This is a genomic window from Corallococcus carmarthensis (genome assembly GCF_003611695.1).
In the GTDB taxonomy this organism is placed as follows: domain Bacteria; phylum Myxococcota; class Myxococcia; order Myxococcales; family Myxococcaceae; genus Corallococcus; species Corallococcus carmarthensis.
Genome location: NZ_RAWE01000016.1, coordinates 62,053 through 80,020, shown reverse-complemented (window position 1 = coordinate 80,020; position 17,968 = coordinate 62,053). Strand labels below are relative to the sequence as shown.

Below are 17,968 nucleotides of genomic sequence, written 5' to 3'. Positions count from 1 at the left end.
TGAGCGTCTCGTGGGCTCGGAGATGCGTATAAGAGACAGCGCCGGGCATCGTGTCCGTGTGGGCGGAGCCGGATGGGCGCGCCTTCATCTGGAAGCGGCAGCCGGGCACGCACGCGCGGCTGCGCGAGGACGCGAGGTACCGGCCCTGGGTGCTGCTCGCGTCGCTCCAGGACCTGGAGCACCTGGGGGACGCGCTGAGGCCCGAGGGCGCACCGCCCGTGCCGGGCGCGGTGACGTACCGGGAGCTGGAAGGCCCCGGCGCGCTGCGCTTCGTCGTCAGCGCGGACGACGGCCGCGCGCTGGCGTCCGCGGTGCTCAAGGGCGCATCGAACCGGTTGGACCAGCGCGTGGGCCACCTGCGCGACCTGGGCCCGGCCGCGGCGCTGGTGCTGCCGCCGGAGGAGCAGTACCTGGTGGCCACCGGGCGTACGTACTTCCGCGACCTCGTCTTCGACGACCTGCGCCGGCTCCAGTTCGACCTGGAGACCACCGGCCTGGATCCGTCCCGGGATCGCATCTTCCTCGCCGCGCTGAGGGATCCAGAAGGCCGCGCGGAGACGCTGGAGGTGACGGCGGACGGCGACGCGGGAGAAGCGGACCTGCTGCGCCGGCTGGTCGCGCGCATCCGCGAGGCGGACCCCGACGTGGTGGAGAACCACAACCTGCACGGCTTCGACCTGCCCTTCCTGGACCAGCGCGCGAAGCGGCTGAACGTGCCGCTGGCGCTGGGCCGTGCGGGCCTGCCGGGCCTGCGCCACCGCCCTTCCGCCAGGGGCGCCGCGCTGAACCGGGGCCCCGGAGGCCGTGAAGCGGACGCCATGCGCCGCGCGCGCTACACCGTCCCCGGCCGCGAGTTCATCGACACGCTGGACGCCGTGCGCCGCCATGACTTCTCCGCCCGCGACCTGCCCGGCCACGGCCTCAAGGCGGTGGCGCGGCACCTGGGGCTGTCCGGACCCGACCGCGAGCTCATCCCCGGCGCGCGCGTGCACGAAGTCTTCCTGAAGGATCCGGAGCGCGTGCGCCGCTACGCGCGCGAGGACGTGACGGAGGCCGCGGGCCTGGCGCACCTGCTGGGCGGCGCGGCGTTCGCGCTCGCGCGCATGGCCCCCCGGCGCTACGAGCGGCTGGCGGACGCGGGCCCGGCGACGGGCGTGTTGGATCCGCTGCTGGTGCGCGCCTACGTGCGCTCAGGCGCGGCGCTGCCAGCGCATGAATCCGGCGATGGCACGTCCCACAGCGGCGCGGCGCTGCACCTGTTCGCCACCGGCGTCGCGCGCCACATCGTGAAGGCGGACGTGGCCAGCCTCTACCCGTCGCTGATGCGCCAGTACCGCATCGGCCCCAGGCGCGACCGGCTGAACGCGCTGCTCGCGATGGTGGACAGGCTGCTGGATCAGCGCCTGGACGCGAAGGCGAAGGCGAAGAAGGCCCCGCCCGGCTCCCCGGAGCGCCACACGCACGAGGCGCTCTCCGCGGCGATGAAGCTCGTGATCAACTCCGCCTACGGCTACATGGGCGCGGCGGGCCTCACCCGCTTCTCCGACGTGCACGCCGCCAATGAGGTGACGCGGCGAGGGCGCGAGCTGCTGGGCCTGCTGTGCCGCGAACTGGCGCACCGGGGCGTGACGCTGCTGGAGGCCGACACGGACGGCGTCTACTTCGCGGTGCCGGAAGCGTGGACGGAGGCCGACGAGCGCCGCGTGGTGTCGGAGGTCGCGGGCCTGCTGCCGCCGCGCGTGAAGCTGGAGTTCGACGGGCGCTACGCCGCGATGCTGTCGCACGAACCAAAGAACTACGCGCTCCAGCCCTACGCCGGGCCGCTCCTGCTGCGCGGCGTGGCGTTCCGCTCCAGCCGCGCGGAGCCGTATGGAGAGGACTTCCTGCGCCGCGCCCTCCAGCACCTGCTGGCCGGCGACGTGCGCGCCGTGCGCGACACCTACGTGGACGCGGTGATGGCGCTTCGCAGGCGCCAGGTGCCCACCTTCCAGGTCTCCGCGCAGGTGCGGCTGACCAAGTCCCCGCCGCAGTACCTGGCCACGCGCAAGCAGCGCAGGGAACTGGCCTACGAAGCATTGCTCACGAACGGCCGCGAGCACTGGGCGCTGGGCGAGCGTGTGCGCATCTACCGCGCCACGGGCGGCCGTGCGGGCCTGCTCCCGGAAGCGGGCACCGAGGACGGTGAACCCGGCCCGCACCCGGCTTCGGGCGACGACGCGCGCGACTACGACGTCGAGTACTACGTGCGCCTGCTCAAGGACTCGTTCGCGGCCCGGCTCGCGCGAGGCCTGGCCCCGGAGGACTTCGCCACCGTGTTCGCGGACCCCGACCAGCCCTCCCTCTTCACCCCGTCCCTCGCCGACGCGAGCCCCGTGCTCAACGTCGTGCGAGAGCCCCGGGGCCCGGAGTTCGGTGAGGACCCGCAGGTGGTTGGAGCCCCGCCCTTCTCACCGTGACTGGAACGTTGGCGTGTCCCGGTTCCTCCGGGAGTCGTGGGGTGGCTTCTGCTACGTTGCGTCAACTTCGATGGCCTTCTCGTTGATGAAGCGTCTCCCGCCGCGCGCGCTGGTGGTTCCCGGCACCGTGGCCCTGCTGCTCCTGCTTCCCTGGCTCATCTACTGGAGCGCGGTCATCCACCGGTATGGCCTGCGTGACGACTACGCCATCCTGCGCGAGGCGCGCGAGGAGCCGGGGAAGATTCTTCGCGTCTGCGCGTCGCAGGGCCGTCCGCTCTACGGCTGGATGCTGGAGGCGTCCGCGAAGGCGGCCGGTGGCATCGACGGGCTGATGGGGCTGCGCTTGATGGGCGTCGCCGGCCTGGGCGTGCTCGCGGCGGCGGTGTTCCTGCTCCTGCGCAAGGAGGGCTGGCGGCCGGGCTCCGCCGCGCTGCTGGCGGGGTTCCTCACGCTGACGCCGTCCGCGCAGGTCATCGCCAACTGGGGCATCTGCTGGCCGCAGGCGGTGGCGCTGATGCTGGGCCTGGGCGCGTTCGCCTTCGCCCGCCGCGCCATCGGTCCGCCCGGCGAGGACGCGCCCATCCGGTGGCCGTACGCGCTGGCCGCGGTGGGGGCCATGGCCACCGCGACGCTCATCTACCAGGTGAGCGGGCTGTTCTCCGCGGTGCTGCTGGCGGCGTCGCTGGTGGTGCGCCGGGACGTGTCGCTGAAGGACACCGCGCGCTGGATGCTCAAGCACCTGCTGGTGATGGGCGCGGGCCTGGTGCTCGCGTACGCCGTCACGCAGGTGCTGTTCAAGACGGGCGTCTTCCCGCCCTCGCCCCGGCTCACCTTCGAGAAGCACTGGGTGGACAAGACCGTCTGGGCGCTCACGCACGTGTTCCCCAACGCGCTCGCGCTGTCCGCGCTCAACGAGGCGCCGGTGGGCGACATGGACGGCTACTGGGCCATGGTGGTGCTGACGCTGACGCTCTTGGGCGTGGGCGTCGCCGTGGAGGGGCGCCGCTCGGGGCTCGTGGGCGTGGGGCGCTGGCTGCTGGCGCTGGTGACGCTGTCGGGCGTGGCGTACTCGGTGAGCTTCCTCGCCGGGGAGCGCTGGCCCACCTACCGCACGCTCAACGCGCTCACCGGCGTGTGGGCCGTGTTCTTCGCCGCGTCGCTGGTGAACCTGGGCACCATCTGGCCGAAGCATGGCCCGCGCCTGGCCATGGGCCTGCTCACCGCGTTCGTGGCCTTCAGCGCCCTGCTCGCGCACGAGCAGTCCCTGGAGCTGTTCGCCCTGCCCCAGGGCCGCGAGCTGGCGCTGATGGAGCAGGGCGCCAGCCTCGTCGTCCCGGACCGGAAGCCGCGCGTCTTCGTCCTCACCGCGAAGCAGTCGGACTCCTCCGCGCCGTTCCATTACCTGGACGAGTTCGGCTCCGTGTCCGTGGACGCGGAGTGGGTGGCCAAGGAGATGCTCAAGGCCCTGGTGAAGGAGCGCTTCCCCCGCGAGCGCGACGTCAGCGGCCTCTACCGCTTCGCCGCCGGCCCCGTCGCCCCGGAACCGCGCAACTACGACATCCTCATCGACATGCGCCGCCAGCACGTGAGCGCCGCCAACCCCATCCTCCAGAAGCCCCGCTAGCCCCCACCTGTGGGAAGCCCTCATGCGTGCGGTCGGCTCCCACCCGGATTTCCGGGGAGAAGCGTCCGCCAAGGGGCTCCCGCGCCGCGTCGTGCACGTTGGGCCCCACCGGACGCGTGAATCCGAGTAATGAATCGGGGAGTGACGTCCTCCGTTCCCCTTTGCGCAGCCGCGAGCTCCGGGGCTGGCCCCGTCCCGCGCCGCGGCAGGAGGCCCGTGTTCCCCCGTCCCCAGGAGACGCCCGCTGATGGACGGTGACCGTCCGGTGCGGCACGACTGGGTGTACCTGGGCGCCGGCTGGGCGGAGCAGCTGCGCTCCCCTCCGGGCCCGGACGTCCTCGCGCAGGTGACGGCGTGGCGGGAACAGGGCCGGCCCTTCGCCGTGGCCCGCCAGGACATGCCGGATCAGGAGGATGAGCTGCGGCTGGGGCTCACCCTGCCCGACCGCCGCCACCTGTCGCTGCACGTGGCCCTGCCCGCCGTGGAGCGCCGGCTGCCGCCGCCCACCGTGGAGGAGGTGCGCGACTCGGCCCCCGCCGCCTGGGGGCCCGCGCTGGACGACGTCATCGCCCTGGGCACCGCGCTGGACCTGACGGTGGGCGTGTTCGGCTCCCTGGCCTGGCAGCACCGCTCGGGCGTGCCGTTCGTGCGGCCGCTGTCGGACGTGGACCTGCTGTTCGCCCCGGCGCGCTGGTCGGACGTGGAGCGGCTGCTCTTCGGACTGGAGGCGGTGTCCCGGCGCCACTCGGTGGTGCGTCTGGACGGCGAGGTCCTGCTGCCCGACGGCGGCGCCGTGTCCTGGCGCGAGCTCGCGCTGGAGCCCGAGCGCATCTGGGTGACCGGCCCGCGCGGCGCCAGCCCCCGCACGCTCCGCGAACTGCGCGCGCTCTTCCCCGCCGAGCCCTAGCCAGGCCCCGGCCCGCGGGGCTCCATCCGGCGTGAATACACGCGGCCCCCGCGCCGTCACGCAGCGCACAGCCACGACCCGTTTCCTCCCGCCACTCCGAATGCCTCGCAGGGTTTTTTCAGACCTGCGGGATGGCCGGGGTGCGTCACCCCCTGGACAAACCTGTAAGAACCTGAAAGCGGAGCCACGGTTGCGCCCTTCGGCAGAAAGAACAGGGAGTTGCAACGGCCGCAGGGCAGGCGGGGGGACGGACTCCCGGCGTTCTGGCCGCTTGGACAGGGCGGCCAATTGTCACCCTGTGAATGGTTTGCTAAAGGTTGTCTTTGGGAGCGCTTGGGGCCTCCCCGTCACGATGATGGGATTCTCCGTTCAGCGCTGGGCCGCCTGGGCCCCCGGGCTCGTCAACCCTGCTTCCTGGGAAACGTGGCTCGCGAAACCGCACGCGCTCCCCGCCGAGGGCACGCCCGCGCTGGCAGCGATGCCCGCGATGATGCGCCGCCGGGTGGACCGGCTGGGCCGCATCGCGTTGCAGGCGTCCTACGACGCGCACGTGGACGCGCCGGAAGCCCCCGTCCTCTTCGCATCGCGTTATGGGGACCTGGGCCGTTCGGTGGAGCTGCTCACGCAGCTGGCGCGCTCGGAGCCGCTGTCGCCCACGTCCTTCAGCCTGTCCGTGCACAACGCCATCGGCGCGCTCTACTCCATCGCGCGCGGGGACACGTCCGCCTACGGCGCCATCGCCGCGGGGGAGGAGACGGTGGAAGCCGCCTTCACGGAGGCGTGTGGCCTGCTGTCCGACGGCGTCCCCCGGGTGATGGTCGTCGTCTACGACGAGCCCGTGCCCAGCCCGTGGGAACACTTCTCCCCGGGCGTGGCGTTTCCGCACGCATGGGCCTGCCTCCTTTCCGCCAGCACCGGCGCGGACGCCATCCACCTGGACTGCGCGGCCGGCCCTCCGGACGCGCCCTTCTCCGAGCAGGAGCAGGAGCAGGAGCAGGACCCGGCGGACCTCCCGGCGGACCTGCGCGTCCTGCGCTTCCTCGTTTCCGGCGCCTCGCGGTGGGAGCACGTGATGGGCAACCGGCGCTGGCGGTGGGCACGCGATGCTTGAGACGCTCAACCGGCTGTGGCGCATCTTCGCCACCGGGCTGTCCTTCGCCACCTTCGGGCTGGGCGGACTGGCGCTGCGGCTCCTCTACTTCCCGCTGCTCCAGCTCTTCGTGCGTGAACCGAAGCGGCAGCAGCGGCTGGCGCGGCTGGCGGTGCACTACACGTTCCGCTTCTTCATCGGCTACATGCGCGCCCTGGGCGTGCTGCGCTACGAACTGGAAGGCGTGGAGAAGCTGTCGCGCTCCGGGCTGCTCATCCTGGCCAACCACCCGTCGCTCATCGACGTGGTGTTCCTCATCTCGCTGGTCCCCAACGCGGACTGCGTGGTGAAGGCGAGCCTGGCGAACAACCCCTTCATGCGCGGCCCCATCCGGGCGACGCGCTACCTGTCCAACGACTCCGGGCCCGGGATCATCCAGGACTGCATCGCGTCCGTGAAGGCCGGCAACAACCTCATCATCTTCCCGGAGGGCTCGCGCACGCCGCTTGACGGGACCATGCAGCTGCAGCGCGGCGCCGCGAACATCGCGGTGCGCGGGCCGTGTGACATCACGCCGGTCATCATCCGCTGCGAGCCGCGAGGCCTCACCAAGGGCACCCCCTGGTGGAAGGTGCCCGCGAAGCCGATGCACTATTTCATCCGCGTGGAGGACGACATCCCCGTGTCGTCCCAAGACGTGGACGCGGGCGAGGCGGCGAAGGCCGCGCGCCAGCTCACCACCCGTTTGCACGACCATTTCTCCCGGGAGAGCCAAGGCCATGTTGGAGCTTGAGCAGGAAATCAAGCGTCTGGTCATCGAGACTTTGAACCTCGAGGACCTCACGCCGGACGACATCGATCCCGCGGCGCCGCTGTTCGTCGAGGGCCTGGGGCTGGACTCCATTGACGCCCTGGAGCTCGGCCTCGCGTTGCAGAAGTCCTATGGCGTCGTGCTGGCGAGCGACTCCAAGGAGAACCGCCGTCACTTCGCCAGCGTTCGGGCGCTCGCGGACTTCGTCAGCACCCACCGCACCCGGTCCTAAGCAGCCCCGTTCAAAACCAAAGCGAGGAAACACCCCATGACCAAGCACGAGCTGTTCGAACGCCTGAGCGTCATCCTTCAGGAAACCTTCGACATCGAGCCGTCGCGCATCGTCCCGGAGGCGCGTCTGCACGACGACCTCGACATCGACAGCATTGACGCCATCGACCTGCTGGTGCGCCTGAAGCCGGTGGCCGGCCAGCGCGTTCCGCCGGAAGTGTTCCGCTCCGTGCGCACGCTGCAGGACGTGGTGGACGCGCTGTACGGTCTGCTCGGCAGCGACTCCGCCGCGGCGTGAAGCGCCTGCGTCCGGTGCTGTTGGGGCTCGTGAGCCTCGCCTACCCGCCACTCGTCTATCTGGGCCTGGGCCACTTCGAGCCCCGCTGGATGGCGCTGCCCCTGGCGGCCATGGCGGTGGTGCGCGCGGTGGCCACGCGGGAGAAGATGTGGCTCGCGGCCGCGGTGGGCGCCCTGGTGCTCGCGGGCTCCAGCATGCTGGGCAACAACGCCCTGCCCCTGAAGCTCTATCCGGTGCTGGTGAACGCGGTGCTGCTCACCGTATTCCTCACCAGCCTGTTTTATCCCCCCAGCGTGATTGAGCGGCTGGCGAGGCTTCGGGAGAAGGACCTGCCGCCGTCGGGCGTGGCCTACACGCGCCGGGTGACGCAGGTGTGGTGCGGCTTCTTCGTCCTCAACGGCGCGCTCGCGCTCACCACCGCGCTCTTCGCCAGCGACGCGACCTGGGCGCTCTACAACGGCCTCATCGCCTACGGCCTCATGGGCCTGCTGTTCGCGGGCGAATGGGTGGTGCGGCAGCGGGTGCGCGCACGGCACGCCCATGGTTGAGCCGCTCGCGCTCGAACACCTCCTCGCCCACGGCCGTCCCCCCAGGCACCCCGTGGCCCGGTGCGAGGACGGCGTGCGGGACTCCGGTGCGTTCCGCGCCCGGGTCGCGGGCTGGTGCGAGGCCTTCACGGCGCACGGCGGCCAGCGCTACGCCCTCTTCACCGAGGACACCTTCGACTTCGCCACCGCGCTCCTGGGCGCCTGGCACGCGGGCGCGTGCGTCTACCTGCCCGCGGACGCGCGCCCCGCCACGCTGGACGCGCTGAAGGCCCACGTGGACGGCTTCGCGGGCCGGGCCCCCCAAGGTCAGACCGTCCTGACGCCGCTCGCGCCCGCCGCGAACGAGGACGGCGCCTCCACCGCGTTCCAGCCGCTTTCGCCGGAGCTGGCCGCGCTGGTCGTCTACACGTCGGGCTCCAGCGGGGAACCCACCGCCATCCCCAAGCGCCTGTCGCAGCTGTCCAGCGAGGTGGCCACGCTGGGCCGGCTGTTCGACGCGGACTCGGGCGACGTGCCGGTGCTCGCCACCGTGTCGCACCAGCACATCTACGGCCTGCTGTTCCGGGTGCTGTGGCCGCTGACGTCGGGCCGCCCGTTCGACGCGCACGCCCTGCCCTATCCGGAGGACATCCTGGCCGCGCTCCAGTCCGGGCCCGGCCTGCTGGTGGCGAGCCCCGCGCACCTGAAGCGGCTGCCCTCGACGCTGGACTGGGCCTCCGTGCGCGGGAACCTGCGCGGGCTGTTCTCCTCCGGCGGACCGCTCACCCCCGAAGCGCTCCAGGCCTGCCGCGACCTGCTGGGCCGGGCGCCGGTGGAGGTCTACGGCAGCTCTGAGACGGGCGGCGTCGCGTGGCGCCGGCGCGACACGGACGACAGCGCATCCTGGCGGACCATGCCGGGCGTGGAGGTGCGCGCGGACGAGGACGCCCTCCGTGTCCGCTCGCCCCACCTGCCCGCGGGCGGCTGGTTCACCACGGAGGACCGCGCGCGGGCCGTGCCCGGCGGCTTCGAACTGCTGGGGCGCCGCGACCGGCTGCTCAAGCTGGAGGAGAAGCGCGTGTCGCTCAGCGCCATGGAGCGGACGCTGGTGGCGGGCGGCCTGCTGCGCGAGGCCCGGGTGCTGCCCCTCACGGAAGGCCACCGGGTCATCCTGGCGGTGGTGGGGGTGCCGGACGCGGACGGCTGGCGGCTCCAGGAGTCGGGGGGCAGGCGGTCCCTGAGTCAGGCGCTGCGCGAGAAACTGGCCCCGCATTTCGAGTCCAGTGCCTTGCCGCGCCGGTTCCGGTATCTGGAGGCCATGCCGGTCAACTCCCAGGGCAAATCCACCGAAGCGGCGCTCGCCGCCCTCTTCGACCCGAAGCGTCCCCCGTTCCGCGTGCTGGAGCGCTCCGGCGAACGCGTGCTGCTGGAGGTGGAGGTCCCCGCGAACTCGCCGTACTTCGACGGGCACTTCCCGGGCTCGCCCATCCTGCCCGGCGTCGTCCAGCTGGAGTGGTCGCTGCTGCTGGGCCGCGAGCACTTCGCGCTGCCGCCGGACTTCTTGCGGCTGGAGACGCTGAAGTTCCAGCAGGTCATTTCCCCCGGCACGCAGCTGACGCTGGAGCTCACCTGGGCGAAGGAGTCCGGGAAGCTGGGGTTCAAGTTGACGTCGGCCAAGGGCTCTCACGCCAGTGGCCGCATCGTGTTGGGCGGAGGGGCGGGATGAAGGTCTGCGCGGTGATTCCGGTCTACAACCATGGCGAGGCCGTGGGCGCGGTGGTGAAGGCCGTTCGCGGCCACGGGCTGCCCTGCGTGCTGGTGGACGACGGCAGCGAGCCCGGCTGCGCGGCGGTGCTGGACGGACTGGCGCGCGAGGACAGCGAGCACGTGGCGGTGGTCCGCCTGCCCCAGAACGAGGGCAAGGGCGGCGCGATGATGGCGGGCCTGCGCTCGGCGCTGGAGCGGGGCTACAGCCACGCGCTGCAGATCGACGCGGACGGCCAGCACAACGCCAACGACATCCCGCGCTTCCTGGCGCTGGCGCAGGCGCAGCCGGACACGCTGGTGTGCGGCACGCCCGTCTACGACGAGTCCGTGCCCAAGGGCCGGCTGTACGGCCGCTACGCCACGCACATCTGGGTGTGGATCAACACGCTGTCGTTCGCCATCCGCGATTCCATGTGCGGCTTCCGCGTGTATCCGCTCAAGCCCACCGTGGCGCTCATCGACTCGGTGAAGATCGGCAAGCGGATGGACTTCGACGTGGAGGTGCTGGTGCGCCTGTTCTGGCGCGGCATGCACATCCTCAACCAGCCCACCCAGGTGCGCTACCCCACCGACGGCATCTCCCACTTCGACGTGCTCTGGGACAACGTGCGCATCTCCGGCATGCACGCCCGGCTCTTCTTCGGGATGCTGGTGCGGCTGCCCGTGCTCCTCTGGAACAAGGTGGCGAAATGAAGTCCCGCCACTGGGCGGAGATGGGAGAGACCACCTTCGTCGCTGGCATCTGGGTCCTCTACTGGATCCACCGGCTGCTGGGACGCTGGCCCTTCCGCGTCTGCCTCTACCCGGTGGTGCTGGTGAACTGGCTGCGAAGGCCGGCGCTGCGTCAGGCGTCGCGCCAGTACCTGGAGCGGCTCCAGGCCACGACGTCGGCCCTGGGGCACGCGCCCCGCTGGCGCGACAGCGTGCGCCACGTGTTGATGTTCGCGGAGACCATGCTGGACAAGCTGCTCGCGGTGAGCGGCCGCTACCGCTTCGAGCGCGTGCGCTCCGAAGGCCGCGAGGAGCTCCACGAGGCGTGGAAGTCGGGCCGGGGCGGCGTCATCGTCACCGCGCACATGGGCTGCCTGGAGCTGTGCCGCACCATGGCGGAGCGCAAGGGCGAGGTGAAGCTCAACATCCTGGTGCACACGCTGCACGCGGAGCAGTTCAACCGCCTGCTCAAGCGCCTCAATCCGGACAGCGACCTGCGCCTGATGGAGGTGACGGACATGGGCCCGGCCACCGCCGTCGCGCTGAACGAGCGCGTGGAGGCTGGCGAGTTCGTGGTCATCGCGGGCGACCGCATCCCGGTGAATTCCGCCCAGACCGTGCGCGTCGACTTCCTCGGCCACCCGGCGCCATTTCCGGTGGGCCCCTACGTGCTGGCGGCGCTGCTCAAGTGTCCGCTCTACCTGCTGGGCTGCATCCATGAGGGCGACGGCTACACCATCCACTTCGAGCGCCTCTTCGAGCGCGTCGTGCTGCCCCGGGGCAAGCGCGAGGCCGCGCTCACCGACTGCGCGCAGCACTACGCAGGCCGGGTGACCGCGCTCCTCCAGCGCGCGCCCTACGACTGGTTCAACTTCTTTCCCTTCTGGGATCAGGTGCATGTCTCCGCGAAGCCCCCCACTTTCTGACACCCCGGTCCGCTTCGACGGCACCCGGTTGACGCTCGAGGACGTGGGCGCCCTTTCGCGGCGCGAGCGCCCGGCGGAGCTGGGCACGGCCCCGGCCTTCCGCCAGCGCATCGCCAAGGGCGCCGCGTTCCTGGACCGGCTGCTGGCGGAGGACGGCGTCATCTACGGCGTCACCACCGGCTACGGCGACTCCGTGACGGTGTCCATTCCGCCCGCGCTCGTCGCGGAGCTGCCGCACCACCTCTACACGTACCACGGCATCGGCGCGGGCCGGTTCCTCACGCCCGAGGAGACGCGCGCGGTGCTGGCCACGCGGCTGGCGTCGCTGTCGCAGGGCTTCTCCGGCGTGGGCGTGCCGCTGCTCACCCAGCTGGAGCTGCTGCTCCAGCACGACGTGCTGCCCATGATTCCCGCGGAGGGCTCCGTGGGCGCGTCCGGAGACCTCACGCCCCTGTCCTACGTGGCGGCGGTGCTCTGCGGCGAACGCGACGTGTGGCACCGGGGTGAGCGCAAGCCCGCCGCCGAGGTGCTCAAGGCGCTGAACATCGCGCCCCTCAAGCTGCGGCCCAAGGAAGGCCTGGCCATCATGAACGGCACGGCCGTGATGACGGCCCTGGCGTGCCTGGCGTGGGAGCGGGCGGAGTACGTGTCGCGGCTCGCCACGCGGCTCACCGCCTTCAACGTGCTGGCGAGCGCCGGCAACGCGCACCACTTCGACGAGACGCTCTTCGCGGCCAAGCCGCACGCGGGCCAGCAGCGGGTCGCGGCCCGGCTGCGCGCGGATCTTGTCTCCGACCGGCCGCCGCGCAACGAGCAGCGGCTCCAGGACCGGTACTCGCTGCGGTGCGCGCCGCACGTCATCGGCGTGCTGGAGGACGCGCTGCCCTACTTCCGCACGCTCATCGAGAACGAGCTGAACAGCGCCAACGACAACCCGCTCATCGACCCGGATGGCGAGCGGGTGCTGCACGGCGGCCACTTCTACGGCGGCCACATCGCCTTCGCCATGGACGGGCTGAAGAACGCGGTGGCCAACGTGGCGGACCTCCTGGACCGGCAGCTCGCGCTCCTGGTGGATCCGCGCTTCAACCACGGCCTGCCCGCGAACCTCTCCGCGTCCACCGGCATCCGCGCGGCCATCAACCACGGCCTCAAGGCGGCGCAGATCAGCGTCTCCGCGTGGACCGCGGAGGCGCTCAAGCAGACCATGCCCGCGTCCGTCTTCTCCCGCTCCACGGAGTGCCACAACCAGGACAAGGTCAGCATGGGCACCATCGCCGCGCGCGACTGCCTGCGCGTGCTGGAGCTGACGGAGCAGGTGGTGGCGGCGATGCTCATCGCGGCGCGCCAGGGCGTCACCCTGCGCCAGCGGCTGGACGCGGACGCGAAGCCCGGCCCCGCGATGGCCGAGATGCAGGCGGACCTGGAGGCGCGCATCCCCCTGCTGGTGGAGGACCGGGCGCTGGATGGCGAGCTGCAGGGCCTGCTCACCGCCATCCGCCGCCGCGAGTGGAGGCTGCATGAAGCCTGACCTGAGCTGCGAGCTGGAGATTGATCCGGCGTTCCACGACCTCGACATGATGGAGATCGTCTGGCACGGCCACTACGTGAAGTACCTGGAGCTGGCGCGCGCCGTCATCCTGCGCAAGCACGACTACGACTGGCCGCAGATGCGCGAGTCCGGGTACGGCTGGCCCGTGGTGGAGATGAAGCTCAAGTACGTGTCCCCCATCTCCTACAAGCAGCGCATCATCGTGCGCGCGGAAATCACGGAGTGGGAGAACCGGCTGCGCTTCGACTACCTGCTGCGCGACGCGGACACCGGGCGCAAGGTGAACCAGGCCCACACCATCCAGGTCGCGGTCTCATTGAAGACGGGTGAGATGGAATACGTCTGCCCGGAAGTCCTCTGGAAGAAGCTGGGAGTGTGGCCGGGATGAAAGCCTTCCTCGTGTTGATGGTGTCGCTGCTGTCCTTGAGCGCCCACGCGGCGGACCTGGTGAAGGACGTGCGCGCGCGGCTGGTGGACGCGCCGCTCGTGCGCGGCCAGTTCGAACAGAAGAAGAGCGTGGCGGGCTTCAAGAAGCCGCTCGTGTCCAAGGGGGACTTCCTGCTCGCGCGCGACCAGGGCGTGCTGTGGAACACCCGCACGCCGTTCGCCTCCACCCTGACGCTCACGCGCAAGTCGCTGAGCGCGCAGCAGGCCACGGGTGGCGCGGCCTACCACCTGGACTCCACCAAGGAGCCCGCGCTGGCGGCGGTGAACGAGCTGCTCTTCGCGCTCTTGTCGGGCGACGTCGCGGCGCTCCAGAAGCGCTTCAAGGTGGAGGGCGAGCTGGTGGGCACCGCCGGCTGGAAGCTGGAGCTGACGCCCACGGACGCGGGGCTCGCGCGCGTCTTCAAGCACATCCACCTGGAGGGTGACGGGTACGTGCGCCAGGTGCAGCTGGACGAGACGCGCGGCGACAGCAGCGTCATCACCTTCGAGCAGCTGGCGCAGACGCCTCCCCCCGACACCACGGAAGCAGAACGTCTTGGCAAATAAGCTGGCCATCCTCTGGGCGCTGGTGGTGCTCGCCGTGGGCGTGCACCAGATCCAGTTCTGGCGCTCCGCGCATCTGGACACGGACGTGCTCGCGCTCCTGCCGGAGGACGAGCAGGCGCCAGAGGTGGACGCCGCCACGCGCAAGCTCGCCGACGACGCCGGCCGGCAGGTGGTGCTGCTCGTGGGCGCCCGGGACTGGCCGTCCGCACAGCGGGCCGCGGATGAGGCCACGCGCGTGCTGTCCCAAGCCTCGGACCTGATGGAGCCGGCGGTGGTGGACACCTCCGCGCTGGACCAGGCGGTGGACTTCTACCGTCCCTACCGGGACCGGCTGCTCACGCCCGCGCAGCGTCAGTGGCTCGCGCACGCGACCGCGGACGAGCTGGGCGGCACGGCGCTGATGAAGCTGTACCAGCCCGCGGGCGCGCAGCTGACAGCATGGAACGCGGATCCGCTGGGTCTGTGGCAGGACTGGTGGCAGGCCCGCGCGGCGGAGACGTCCGCCCGGCCCCGCGACGGACGGCTGTGGCTGTCCGGCGAGGGCCGTGAGTGGGTGCTCCTCATGTGGAAGAGCAAGGTGTCCGCCTTCGCGCTGGGGGACGGCTCGCGCGTCACCGCCGCGGTGGAAGCGGCGCGGACGAAGGTGGAGGCGGCGGTGCCCGAAGGGCGGCTCGTGGCCGCGGGCGTGCCGCTGTACGCCGAGGCCGCCGCCGCGCAGGCCAGCTGGGAGATGTCCACCATCGGCTTCGGTTCGCTGGCGGCGGTGCTCATCCTGGTGTGGCTCACCTTCCGCTCGCTGCGGCCCATCCTCCTCGTGGGCGTGTCGCTCACGCTGGGCTGCGCGGTGGCGCTCTCGGTCACCGCGCTGGTGTTCGAGCGGGTGCACCTGCTCACGCTCGTCTTCGGCTCCAGCCTGGTGGGCGTGGCGGAGGACTACGGCTTCCACTACTTCGCCGCGCGCCAGGGCAAGCCCCCGTCGGAGCGCGGCCCGGTGATGCGCGCGCTGCTGCCCGGCATGGTGCTCGCGCTCGTCACCAGCGTGGTGGCGTACCTGGCGCTGGGCGTCGCGCCCTTCCCGGGCCTGCGGCAGATGGCGGTGTTCTCCGCCGCGGGCCTCACCGCCGCGTTCCTCACCGTGGTGTGCTGGTTCCCCTCGCTGGACACGGGCGCCCTGCCCGTCACCTCGTTCTCCGAGCGCTTCTCCGCGTCCATCACCCGCTGGCCGCGCATCGCTTCCACCAAAGGCTGGTGGATCTCCGGCATGGTCCTCACGGTGCTCGTGGCCGTGGGCATCTGGAAGCTGGAGCCCCGGGACGACCTGCGCCAGTTGCAGGGCGCGCCCGCGAACCTCATCGCGGATCAGCGTGAACTGGGGCGCCTCTTGGGGCTGCCCAGCCCGGCGCAGTTCTTCCTCGTGCAGGGCGACAGCGACGAACAGGTGCTCGCGCGCGAGGCCTCGCTGAAGCAGAAGCTGGACGTGCTGGTCGCCCAGAAGGTGTTCGCGGGCTACCGCGCCGTGTCCGACTGGCTCCCGTCCGAAGCCCAGCAGCGCGAGGACGCGGCGCTGAGCGCCCGCGCGGAGGCCCAGGCGGTCGCCGCCGTCAGCGCCTCCACCGGTGAAGCGCCCACGCGCGCCACGTTCTCCCAGGAACCGCTCACGCCCTCGCACTTCCTCTCCGGCCCCGCCGCGAACGCCATCCGGCAGCAGTGGCTGGGGACGCTGGGCAAGGCGCAGTACAGCGTGCTCATGCTGCGCGGCCTCAACGACCCCAAGGTGCTGCCCCGCCTGGAAGAGGTGGCCAAGGGCCTGGAGGGCATCCGCTGGGTGGACAAGACGGCGGAGATCTCCGGCCTGCTCACCCGCTACCGCCGCATCATGGGCGGGCTCATCGTCGCGGGGTACATCGCGGTGCTGCTCACGCTGGTGGCCCGCTTCGGACGCCAGGCGTGGCGCGCGTGGATTCCCTCCGTGCTGGGCACGCTCTTGACGCTCGCCATCTTCGGGTGGGCGGGCGCGCCGCTGCAGCTGTTCACCGTGCTCGGGCTGGTGCTGCTCCTGGGCATGGGCGTGGACTACGGCATCTTCCTCCTGGAGCACCCCGGTGACGGCTCCGCGTGGCTCGCGGTGGCGCTGGCTGGCGTGAGCACGCTCCTGTCCTTCGGGCTGTTGGGCCTGTCCGCCACGCCCGCGCTGCGCTCGTTCGGCCTCGCCATGCTGCTGGGTGAGGTCACCATCTGGATCCTCACCCCTTGTTTCCGACTACCACCCGGGAAAGCCACACATTGAAAACTGAATCAGCGGACATCCTCATCATCGGCGCGGGCCCCGCGGGCTCCGTCGCGGCGGGCCTCCTTCGCAAGCAGGGCCGTGACGTCCTCGTGCTGGAGCGCGAGCAGTTCCCGCGCTTCTCCATTGGCGAGAGCCTGCTGCCGCAGAGCATGGAGTACATCCAGGAGGCGGGCTTCCTCCAGGACGTGGTGGAGGCGGGCTTCCAGTACAAGAACGGCGCGGCCTTCGAGCGCGCCGGCAAGTACACGGACTTCGACTTCCGCGACAAGTTCAGCCCCGGCTGGGGCACCACCTTCCAGGTGCAGCGCGGCCACTTCGACCATGTGCTGGCCCAGGCCGCGGAGCGCAAGGGCGCCACCGTGCGCTACCGCCACGAGGTGCTCACCGTGGACGTCTCCGGCGAGAAGCCGGAGGTGACGGTGCGCTCTCCCGAAGGTGAGACGTACCGCGTGCAGGCGCGCTTCCTCCTGGACGCGAGCGGCTTTGGCCGCGTGCTGCCCCGCATCCTGAACCTGGAGACGCCGTCGAACTTCCCCGTGCGCGGCGCCATCTTCACGCACGTGGAGGACCGCGTTCCGCTCGGCACCTTCGACCGGAACAAGATCCGAGTGACGACGCACCCGGAGCACGTGCACGTCTGGTACTGGACCATCCCCTTCTCCAACGGCCGCTGCTCGCTGGGCGTGGTCGCGAAGAAGGAGTTCCTGGATCAGTACACCGGCACGGACACGGAGCGGCTCCAGGCCATCGTGAAGGAGGCGCCGTCGCTGCAGAACCTGCTGAAGGACGCCGTCTGGGACACGCCCGCGCGCAAGCTCACCGGCTACGCGGCCAACGTGAAGTCGCTGTGGGGCCCGGGCTTCGCGCTGCTGGGCAACGCGGGTGAGTTCCTGGACCCGGTGTTCTCCTCGGGCGTCACCATCGCCTTCAAGTCCGCGAGCCTCGCGTCGGCCTGCATCGCCCGGGCGTTCGCCGGGGAGACGGTGGACTGGGAGAAGGACTACGCGAAGCCGCTCAAGGCGGGCGTGGACACCTTCCGCACCTTCGTGGAGTCCTGGTACGAGGGCGGCTTCCAGAACATCATCTTCCACCCGAACCCGTCCCCGGACGTGCGCCGGATGATCTCCGCCATCCTCGCCGGCTACGCGTGGGACAAGAACAACCCCTACGTCGCGGACAGCAAGCGGCGCCTGGGCGTCCTCGAGGCCCTGTGCGCGGCCTGATTCCCGCCCTGCTCGTCGCGGGCCTCGTGGCCTGCACCACCACGCCCCGGCCGAAGCCCGCCGCCCCCGGCGAGCCCCTGCCGGAGCTGCGCCTGGCCCCCGCCGCCTTCGGCGCGTCCGTGAGCCTGGCGCAGCAGCTGGTGTTCGCGCACGAGCAGGACCCCGGCGGCCCCCGCTCCCTGGAGGCCCTCATGGAGGTGGACCCGGCCCGGATGCAGTTGGCCGGGCTGGCCATGGGGCAGCGCATCCTCACCTTGCGCTGGGACGGCAACACCCTGGACGAGGAGCGGGACCCCCGCCTGCCTGCCCAGTTCAACTCCGGGCTGGTGCTCCGGGACGTGCAGCTCGTCTACTGGCCAGCCGACGCCGTTCGCGCCGCCCTGCCCGCTGGCTGGACGCTGGAGGATGGGCCCGGGCAGCGGACCCTGTCGAAGAACGGCAGGGAATGGGTGACGGTGCGCTACGATGGGCAGCCGCGCTGGGAAGGGCGCACGCAGCTCACCAACCTGTCCGAGCACTACCAGCTCACCATCGAATCGCACGTCGCGGACGAGTGACTCCC

The 17,968-nt window shown here is 71.3% G+C and carries 17 protein-coding genes; all 17 read left to right on the top strand.

Features of this window, described 5'->3' with window-relative positions; translation table 11 throughout:
• Window positions 1-50 precede the first annotated feature (50 nt).
• The 17 genes from D7X32_RS07400 to D7X32_RS07320 all read left to right on the top strand — a co-directional run bounded on the left by D7X32_RS07400 (window position 51) and on the right by D7X32_RS07320 (window position 17,963).
• Window positions 51-2,456 (top strand): DNA polymerase domain-containing protein, encoded by a 2,406-nt coding sequence (locus D7X32_RS07400; RefSeq protein WP_244238894.1) that lies wholly within the window; start codon window positions 51-53, stop codon window positions 2,454-2,456.
• 85 nt (window positions 2,457-2,541) lie between these two features.
• The gene (locus tag D7X32_RS07395) at window positions 2,542-4,080 is read left to right on the top strand and encodes a hypothetical protein (protein WP_167506451.1); all 1,539 of its coding nucleotides are present in this window, start codon (window positions 2,542-2,544) and stop codon (window positions 4,078-4,080) included.
• 247 nt (window positions 4,081-4,327) lie between these two features.
• Window positions 4,328-4,987, top strand: coding sequence for a malonate decarboxylase holo-[acyl-carrier-protein] synthase (gene mdcG / locus D7X32_RS07390; protein WP_120601798.1), 660 nt, complete (start codon window positions 4,328-4,330; stop codon window positions 4,985-4,987).
• A gap of 352 nt (window positions 4,988-5,339) precedes the next feature.
• Complete coding sequence (locus D7X32_RS07385; protein WP_244238893.1) at window positions 5,340-6,098, top strand: beta-ketoacyl synthase chain length factor; 759 nt, start codon at window positions 5,340-5,342, stop codon at window positions 6,096-6,098.
• The gene (locus tag D7X32_RS07380; RefSeq protein WP_120601797.1) at window positions 6,091-6,870 is read left to right on the top strand and encodes a lysophospholipid acyltransferase family protein; all 780 of its coding nucleotides are present in this window, start codon (window positions 6,091-6,093) and stop codon (window positions 6,868-6,870) included. The genes D7X32_RS07385 and D7X32_RS07380 overlap by 8 nt, the downstream gene beginning before the upstream one ends.
• Complete coding sequence (locus D7X32_RS07375) at window positions 6,857-7,120, top strand: phosphopantetheine-binding protein (RefSeq protein WP_120601796.1); 264 nt, start codon at window positions 6,857-6,859, stop codon at window positions 7,118-7,120. The genes D7X32_RS07380 and D7X32_RS07375 overlap by 14 nt, the downstream gene beginning before the upstream one ends.
• Window positions 7,121-7,156: 36 nt before the next feature.
• Complete coding sequence (locus D7X32_RS07370) at window positions 7,157-7,417, top strand: acyl carrier protein (protein WP_120601795.1); 261 nt, start codon at window positions 7,157-7,159, stop codon at window positions 7,415-7,417.
• On the top strand, window positions 7,414-7,965 hold the full coding sequence (locus tag D7X32_RS07365; protein WP_120601794.1) for a COG4648 family protein: 552 nt from the start codon (window positions 7,414-7,416) through the stop codon (window positions 7,963-7,965). Before D7X32_RS07370 ends, D7X32_RS07365 begins: the two co-directional genes overlap by 4 nt.
• A complete protein-coding gene (locus tag D7X32_RS07360) occupies window positions 7,958-9,670 on the top strand; it encodes an ApeI family dehydratase (RefSeq protein WP_120601793.1) in 1,713 nt (570 codons plus the stop codon). The genes D7X32_RS07365 and D7X32_RS07360 overlap by 8 nt, the downstream gene beginning before the upstream one ends.
• Complete coding sequence (locus D7X32_RS07355; protein ID WP_120601792.1) at window positions 9,667-10,404, top strand: glycosyltransferase family 2 protein; 738 nt, start codon at window positions 9,667-9,669, stop codon at window positions 10,402-10,404. The genes D7X32_RS07360 and D7X32_RS07355 overlap by 4 nt, the downstream gene beginning before the upstream one ends.
• Window positions 10,401-11,348, top strand: a complete 948-nt coding sequence (locus tag D7X32_RS07350) for a lysophospholipid acyltransferase family protein (protein ID WP_120601791.1) — start codon at window positions 10,401-10,403, stop codon at window positions 11,346-11,348. Before D7X32_RS07355 ends, D7X32_RS07350 begins: the two co-directional genes overlap by 4 nt.
• On the top strand, window positions 11,320-12,879 hold the full coding sequence (locus tag D7X32_RS07345) for an HAL/PAL/TAL family ammonia-lyase (RefSeq protein WP_120601790.1): 1,560 nt from the start codon (window positions 11,320-11,322) through the stop codon (window positions 12,877-12,879). Before D7X32_RS07350 ends, D7X32_RS07345 begins: the two co-directional genes overlap by 29 nt.
• Complete coding sequence (locus tag D7X32_RS07340; RefSeq protein ID WP_120563610.1) at window positions 12,869-13,288, top strand: acyl-CoA thioesterase; 420 nt, start codon at window positions 12,869-12,871, stop codon at window positions 13,286-13,288. Before D7X32_RS07345 ends, D7X32_RS07340 begins: the two co-directional genes overlap by 11 nt.
• The gene (locus D7X32_RS07335; RefSeq protein ID WP_120601789.1) at window positions 13,285-13,893 is read left to right on the top strand and encodes an outer membrane lipoprotein carrier protein LolA; all 609 of its coding nucleotides are present in this window, start codon (window positions 13,285-13,287) and stop codon (window positions 13,891-13,893) included. The genes D7X32_RS07340 and D7X32_RS07335 overlap by 4 nt, the downstream gene beginning before the upstream one ends.
• Window positions 13,883-16,180: an MMPL family transporter gene (locus D7X32_RS07330; RefSeq protein ID WP_120601788.1), complete on the top strand. Its 2,298-nt coding sequence runs from the start codon at window positions 13,883-13,885 to the stop codon at window positions 16,178-16,180. Before D7X32_RS07335 ends, D7X32_RS07330 begins: the two co-directional genes overlap by 11 nt.
• Window positions 16,177-17,406 carry an NAD(P)/FAD-dependent oxidoreductase gene (locus D7X32_RS07325; protein WP_120601787.1) on the top strand — a complete coding sequence of 410 codons (1,230 nt, stop codon included), beginning with the start codon at window positions 16,177-16,179 and terminating at the stop codon, window positions 17,404-17,406. The genes D7X32_RS07330 and D7X32_RS07325 overlap by 4 nt, the downstream gene beginning before the upstream one ends.
• Window positions 17,394-17,963: a DUF3261 domain-containing protein gene (locus D7X32_RS07320; RefSeq protein ID WP_120601786.1), complete on the top strand. Its 570-nt coding sequence runs from the start codon at window positions 17,394-17,396 to the stop codon at window positions 17,961-17,963. The genes D7X32_RS07325 and D7X32_RS07320 overlap by 13 nt, the downstream gene beginning before the upstream one ends.
• Window positions 17,964-17,968: the final 5 nt, after the last annotated feature.

Coding starts and splice junctions, on each gene's coding strand:
- D7X32_RS07395 (WP_167506451.1), top strand. CDS start 2,542: ATGAAGCGTCTCCCGCCGCGCGCGCTGGTGGTTCCCGGCACCGTGGCC.
- mdcG (WP_120601798.1), top strand. CDS start 4,328: ATGGACGGTGACCGTCCGGTGCGGCACGACTGGGTGTACCTGGGCGCC.
- D7X32_RS07385 (WP_244238893.1), top strand. CDS start 5,340: ATGATGGGATTCTCCGTTCAGCGCTGGGCCGCCTGGGCCCCCGGGCTC.
- D7X32_RS07380 (WP_120601797.1), top strand. CDS start 6,091: ATGCTTGAGACGCTCAACCGGCTGTGGCGCATCTTCGCCACCGGGCTG.
- D7X32_RS07375 (WP_120601796.1), top strand. CDS start 6,857: ATGTTGGAGCTTGAGCAGGAAATCAAGCGTCTGGTCATCGAGACTTTG.
- D7X32_RS07370 (WP_120601795.1), top strand. CDS start 7,157: ATGACCAAGCACGAGCTGTTCGAACGCCTGAGCGTCATCCTTCAGGAA.
- D7X32_RS07360 (WP_120601793.1), top strand. CDS start 7,958: ATGGTTGAGCCGCTCGCGCTCGAACACCTCCTCGCCCACGGCCGTCCC.
- D7X32_RS07355 (WP_120601792.1), top strand. CDS start 9,667: ATGAAGGTCTGCGCGGTGATTCCGGTCTACAACCATGGCGAGGCCGTG.
- D7X32_RS07350 (WP_120601791.1), top strand. CDS start 10,401: ATGAAGTCCCGCCACTGGGCGGAGATGGGAGAGACCACCTTCGTCGCT.
- D7X32_RS07345 (WP_120601790.1), top strand. CDS start 11,320: ATGTCTCCGCGAAGCCCCCCACTTTCTGACACCCCGGTCCGCTTCGAC.
- D7X32_RS07340 (WP_120563610.1), top strand. CDS start 12,869: ATGAAGCCTGACCTGAGCTGCGAGCTGGAGATTGATCCGGCGTTCCAC.
- D7X32_RS07335 (WP_120601789.1), top strand. CDS start 13,285: ATGAAAGCCTTCCTCGTGTTGATGGTGTCGCTGCTGTCCTTGAGCGCC.